This is a genomic window from Pseudomonadota bacterium (assembly GCA_034660915.1).
GTDB lineage: Bacteria > Desulfobacterota > Anaeroferrophillalia > Anaeroferrophillales > Anaeroferrophillaceae > DQWO01.
This window is the reverse complement of record JAYEKE010000008.1, coordinates 1-6,305: the sequence shown is the minus strand read 5'-3', so window position 1 is coordinate 6,305 and position 6,305 is coordinate 1. Positions and strand designations below refer to the sequence as shown.

Genomic DNA, 6,305 nt, shown 5'->3' with positions numbered 1-6,305 from the left:
GAAATTGGCCAATATCGGCATAGGTTTGATAATCAATTTTAATGTACTAAGGCTGAAGGAGGGGATTAAAAGGTATGTTCTTTAATTCTCTTCGTGCTCTTCGTGTGCTTCGTGGTCAAATGCTTTTACTGTTTATTCTGCTGGGGGTAGTTTTTGCGGTAACGAAGGTTGCAGCCTAACGAAGAAGATGGAGCTCTCAAAGGGCTATGCGGCGGTCGAGGCTGCGATACTGGATAGCCTCTGCCAGATGATTGGCCTGAATTTTTTCGCGGTTGTCCAGGTCGGCAATGGTCCGGGCTACTTTTAGAATCCGGCTGTAGGCCCGGGCGCTTAGTCCCAGCTTACTGATTGCCTGCTCCACCAGTTTTTTTCCCCGGTCGTCAAGGCGACAGAATTTTCTGATGTCTGCTTCTCCCATGGCCCCATTATGATAAATCGGTTGGCCGGTAAACCGCTGTTCCTGCAGCTGCCTGGTTGCCGTGACCCGCTCCCGGATGAAGGCGGATTGCTCACCACCGGTTTTCGTGGTCAGCAGTTCTTCGGCGGGCACCGCCGGAACTTCCACGTGCAGATCAATACGATCCAGCAATGGGCCGGAAATCCTGGCTCGGTATTTCTGAATCTGGGACATGGTACAGGTGCATTCATGCCGGTCATCACCATAATGGCCACAGGGGCAGGGATTCATGGCCGCGACCAGAATGAAGGCTGCCGGAAAGGACGCACTTCCCTTCGCCCTGGCAATAATGATGCACTGATCTTCCAGTGGCTGACGGAGCATTTCTATCACATTTTTGCGAAATTCCGGCAGTTCATCCAGAAACAGAACCCCGTGATGGGCCAGGGAAATCTCTCCCGGTCGTGGTGGGTTGCTTCCTCCAGCCAGGGCCGCGTCCGAGATGGTGTGGTGGGGATGGCGGAATGGACGTTCATGGATGATGCCGTCACCATCGGGTATGGTGCCGGCAACGCTGTGAATGATAGTGGTTTCTATGGCTTCGTCAAAACTCAAGGGTGGTAGAATGGTGCGCAAGCGCTTGGCCAGCATGGATTTGCCTGATCCCGGCGGGCCGATGAAAAGCAGGTTGTGGCCGCCGGCGGCCGCGATTTCCAGGGCCCGCTTGGCATGCTGTTGACCGCGTACTTCGGCAAAATCGATACTGTCAACCGCTTTGATCCGGGGTTGAATCGGCTGGTGCTCGCAGGGTGAAATAACCAGCTTTCCGGTTATCAGCTGCATGACTTCCTGGATGTTCTCGATACCGATTATTTCTATATTATCAATGACAGCCGCTTCAGCGGTATTTTTACGGGGCAGGATAATCCCCCGGTAACCATGTTTTTTAGCCATCAAGGCGATAGACAGGCAACCCCGCACCGGTTTGACTGAACCGTCCAGGGAAAGTTCGCCGATAAACAGGTAGTTTTGCAGCCAGGAAGTCGGATCCGGTTGATCGGTTGCCGCCGTCAGCCTGGTTGCCAGGATGCCGGTGGCAATGGGTAGATCAAGGGTCGTCCCTTCTTTCTTCAGGTCTGCCGGGGCCAGGTTGATAGTAATGCGGCGGTTGGGAAATTTGTAGCCGGCATTTTTTATTGCCGCCCGTATCCGGTCCCGGCTTTCGCGAATGGCATGGTCGGCAAGGCCGACAATGGTCATCCCCGGCAGGCCGGAGGAAACATCAACCTCAACTTCAATGTTTGCCGCTTCGATGCCCTGCAGCGAGGCACTCATGATGGAGGTATGCATAAAAATTACCGGGAGGGCTGTGCTTCCCGACAGGGCAGGGAGATGGTGAAGGTGGAACCATTATCATAGTCACTGGTCAGGGAAATGCTTCCTTCATGGGTTTCCACCAGGTTTTTGGCCAGTGATAAACCGATTCCAAGACCGCCGCCAAGAAAGGTAGATTCTGAACTATGGTGAGTATGGACATCCTGGATTTTATAGAATTTTTCAAAAATCTTTTTATGGTCAGCAGCGGCAATGCCAATGCCGGTATCAGTGATATTGATGAGTAACTTCGGCAACTCATTCTCCGTCGTTGATTGTCGACGGATGTTCACCTTAATTGATCCCCCATCCGGAGTGAATTTTACTGCATTCTGCAGCAGTTCAAACAGGGCCCGGCGAATCTTGTCTGCATCAACAAAAATTAACCCATCTTCACCCCTTCGTTTGTTAAAGCTTATCTCGAGCTGGCGATTGGCAGCTAAAAGATGAATGTCATGGATGACTTCATCAATAATATCATCCAGATTAACTTCCTGGAAATGCATGGGAATCATGCTTCCCTGCGATTGGGCCAGTTGGTGCATTTCGGTAATGGTTCCGGTCAGGTTGCCAATGGTTTTTTTCATCAGGGTCAGCTGGTCACTGATTTTGCATTCGGGACCGGCTTTTTGTTCAATAAAACCCAGCATAGCATTCAGGATGGTTACCGGGGTTTTAAGTTCGTGGCTGGTCAAAGCCAGAAACTTTTCTTTTATGCTCTTGACTTCATACATTTTAGCATAGGCTTCTTGCAGCAGGCGATTTTCCTCCTTGAGTTCCTGATTATCGATGCATCGTTCAATAACCACCTTCAATTCATCCAGCATGAATGGTTTCAGGACATAGTCGGCAGCCCCCATTTTCATCAGCTTGACCGCCGATTCAACGCTGCCATACCCGGTCATCACGATGATGCCCATATATGCTTTGTTCTGCATAACCCAGGAAACAACCTGTTCTCCATTTCCGTCAGGCATCATCAGATCGGTAATGACCACGTCATAATCCTGCTTTTCCATCATGGCAATACTTTCATTGCCGCAGGTTGCCAGGTCAATGCGATAACCGGCATCGCTGAAAAAATCCGCGGCCAGTTCCCGGATTTCAAGTTCATCATCGATAAGCAGCAGGCGATTGTTCATGAGTTGATCCCTGTTTTTTTATGCAACATGGCAACGTAATTATGATCCAATGTTCTTCTTAGTAATCGGAAAAAAAGGCGATGTCAAGCCGGGAACCAGGATAAAGAGGAAGGTGTCATTACAGTTTTGCAAATATTCGGTTAAAAACGAAAATAAAATAACTCTCACAGAGTCACAAAGACACGGGGAAAACCAAGTTTCTTTTATCCCTCTCTGTGGCTCTGTGTCTCCGTGAGAAAAAACAATCAGGCAACCATGACTACAAAAAAAGCCCGTTTTTTTTAAATATTACATCACAGTCAGTTATTTTTAAAGCTAGTCGAGTATTTACACAATTTTTTGGTAAACTCTGGAAATTTTCTGTCGAAAGGAAGAAGACCGCCAGCTAAAAGCGGGCAAAGCGCGCAATGAGGGGTTGAAAAGAGTGACGGAAGTTCGGGGGTAAATTAAAGGATTATAATGGGTTTTACTACCAGAAAAAGATTGGGAGATGTCCTGCTGGATGAAGGTCTGATTACCAATGTTCAGTTGCTGGAAGCACTGGAAAAGAGCCGGCGGGAGAATATCCGCCTGGGACAGGCCCTGATAAATCTTGGTTTTGCCACCGAAGAACAGATTATCAAGGCCATTGCCAAGCAGTTGAATATCTCGCACATGACCGCTGATTCCTTCCTGATTGATCCGGAAGTGGTTTCCGTCCTGCCGGAAATGCTGGCCCGGAAATACAAGGCCATTCCTTTGTTCAAGGTTGAAAACCAGCTGACCCTGGCCATGGTCGATCCCCTGAATATTATTGCCATGGATGAGATGGCCCAGGCATCTAAATCTCAGATTAATCCGGTGATTGCCGCCGAACAGGTGATTGTTGAGGCGATTGAAAAGTACTATCGCCGGGACAGTTCCCTGTCCCAGGTTTACGAAACCCTGAAACAGAAGGATGGTGAAACAGCCGGTGATATCCTCCAGGCTGATTCCCTCAGCGAGATTGCCAGGGATGACAATAAAATCAGTGATTTTATCAATGCCCTGCTGATCGAAGCGGTTAAACTCAAGGCCAGTGATATCCATCTGGAGCCGGAAAAGGAGTTTTTGCGTATCCGTTTCCGGGTTGATGGAATTATGAGTGAAAAGATGACTACGCCTCTGGCCCTGCATGCCAATGCGGTTTCCCGCCTGAAAATTATGGCTGATCTCAATATTGCCGAACGGCGCTTGCCCCAGGATGGCCGCTTCCAGCTTACCGTGGGCAATAAAGATATTGATGTGCGGATGTCGACCATCCCGACGGTGCGGGGAGAAAAGGTGGTCTTAAGACTTTTGGATCAGAGCGCTCTGGTGGTAGGTATGGAGCATCTGGGTTTTCTCGAGGAGCAGGAAACCATTTTCCGGGATAAAATCAAGAAACCATACGGGATGATTATCCTTACCGGCCCAACCGGAAGCGGTAAAACCACCACTCTCTATGCCGCCTTGAACAGCATTAATTCCTTGGATAAGAATATTGTCACTCTGGAAGACCCGGTTGAATATCAGCTGCCGGTTATTAACCAGATTCAGGTGAATGCCAAAATTGATCTGACCTTTGCCAGTGGCCTGCGTTCAATTTTGCGTCAGGATCCGGATATTATCATGGTCGGTGAAATTCGCGACCAGGAAACCGCTGAAATGGCCATCCAGTCGGCGCTTACCGGGCACCTGGTTTTTTCCACCTTGCATACCAATGATGCTCCGGGATGTGCTTCCCGGCTGCTGGATATGGGTATCCAGCCCTTTCTGGTAGCTTCCTCCCTGCTCCTGGTGATCGGTCAGCGCCTGGCCCGGCGTTTGTGTCCTCACTGCAAGGAAGTATTTACTCCGTCAACGGCTTTGCTGACGGATTTAGGCATCAACGGTCCAACACCGGATTTTTACCGGGGTGCCGGCTGCTCCATGTGCAACCAGACCGGTTATCGTGGCCGGCTGGCTTTCTTTGAGGTTATGTCTCCCAGCTTAACTATTAAGGAGATGATCGTCGGCCGGGCTCACGCGGAAGCCATCCGCCAGCAGGCCTGCGCTGAAGGATTTTTGCCCCTGCGGGAGGTAGGCTTGCGCCATGCCCTGGCCGGTGAAACCACCATCGAAGAAGTTCTAAGAGTTACTATGGAGATCAGTTGAAATTATGGCCGAAACTTTAACCCTTTTCAGCTATCGAGCCCAGGATGATGAAGGACGTGAACGCCATGGGGTCCGTAGTTCCTCATCACCCTCCGGGGTTCAGACCTGGCTGACCAAACAGGGCTTGCTGCCGATTATTATTGAAGAGGCATCGTTCTGGCAGCAAACCGCCGAAAAGTTCCAGCAACTGGGGGCCCGCTATCAGCGGGTTAAAACCGAGGAGATGATTATCTTTACCCGGCAGCTGGCTACCCTGACCAATGCCGGGATTCCCCTGCTGAGCTGTCTGAAAACCCTGGCGGAGGAAAGTGAAAATAAGGTGCTGGCCGCGGCATTATTCGATATCGCCGGTTTTGTGGAGATGGGGGGGCAACTTTCCGATGCTTTTGCCCGCCATCCCCGGTTGTTTGACGGCATGTTTATCAATATGCTGAGAGTGGGGGAGGTTTCCGGTAAACTGGATATTATTCTCCATCGGATGGCTGACCTGTTGGAGTACCAGCGGGAAACCAGCGAGCAGATTAAAATGGCCACCCGTTATCCGAAACTGGCCGGCTTGTCGATGGTTATTGCCATTGCCATCCTGATGACTTTCGTGGTTCCCCGGTTTATCAGCCTGTTTGCCCGCAGCAAAGCGGCGCTGCCCCTGCCCACCCGCATCCTGATCGGCATGAATACGGTCTTTCATGATTACTGGTATCTGGCCATCCTGGGAGTTGTTATCCTGGTGCTTGCCTATCGCTGGTTCTATAGCCGGCCTGAAGGGAGGATGACCATCGACGGGCTGAAACTGAAATTACCGATTTTCGGCAAGCTGTTCATGAAGATTAATTTCGGCCAGTTTTCGCGGATTTTTTCTCTGCTTTTGACCAGCGGCGTGCCCATGTTGACGGTTTTTGATATTGTCGTCGGGGTGGTGAACAACGCGGTCCTGCAGCGGGAGATAGCAAAGGTGAAAAACCAGGTGGAGAAAGGCAAGGATCTGTCCATGCCCATGCGGGCCAGCGGCATTTTTCCAACCCTGATGGTGCAGATGGTGGCTGCCGGAGAACAATCCGGATCTTTGGATGATATGATGGCCAAAGTAGCGGATTATTTTGACCAGGAAAGCCGCTACATGATCAAAAATATGACCAGCCTGATTGAACCATTGCTGCTCCTGGTGCTCGGCGGCTTTGTCCTCTTCCTGGCCCTGGCTATCTTCATGCCCTGGTGGAATATGATGAGTGTGTTTCAGT

The 6,305-nt window shown here is 50.4% G+C and carries 4 protein-coding genes; 2 read left to right on the top strand and 2 right to left on the bottom strand.

The genetic code is table 11. The annotated features are described in order from the left end of the window. Positions 1-196: 196 nt before the first annotated feature. Positions 197-1,747, bottom strand: a complete 1,551-nt coding sequence (locus U9P07_00350; GenBank protein ID MEA2107859.1) for a YifB family Mg chelatase-like AAA ATPase — start codon at positions 1,745-1,747, stop codon at positions 197-199. 5 nt (positions 1,748-1,752) lie between these two features. Next, the gene (locus U9P07_00345) at positions 1,753-2,913 is read right to left on the bottom strand and encodes an ATP-binding protein (GenBank protein MEA2107858.1); all 1,161 of its coding nucleotides are present in this window, start codon (positions 2,911-2,913) and stop codon (positions 1,753-1,755) included. Positions 2,914-3,372: 459 nt separating this feature from the next. Between U9P07_00345 and U9P07_00340 the strand changes: the two genes are divergently transcribed. Next, entirely contained in the window at positions 3,373-5,067 is a 1,695-nt protein-coding gene (locus U9P07_00340; protein ID MEA2107857.1) for an ATPase, T2SS/T4P/T4SS family, read from the top strand. Between the two features lie 4 nt (positions 5,068-5,071). Then, a partial coding sequence (locus U9P07_00335; protein MEA2107856.1) for a type II secretion system F family protein occupies positions 5,072-6,305 on the top strand: 1,234 nt, incomplete at its 3' end.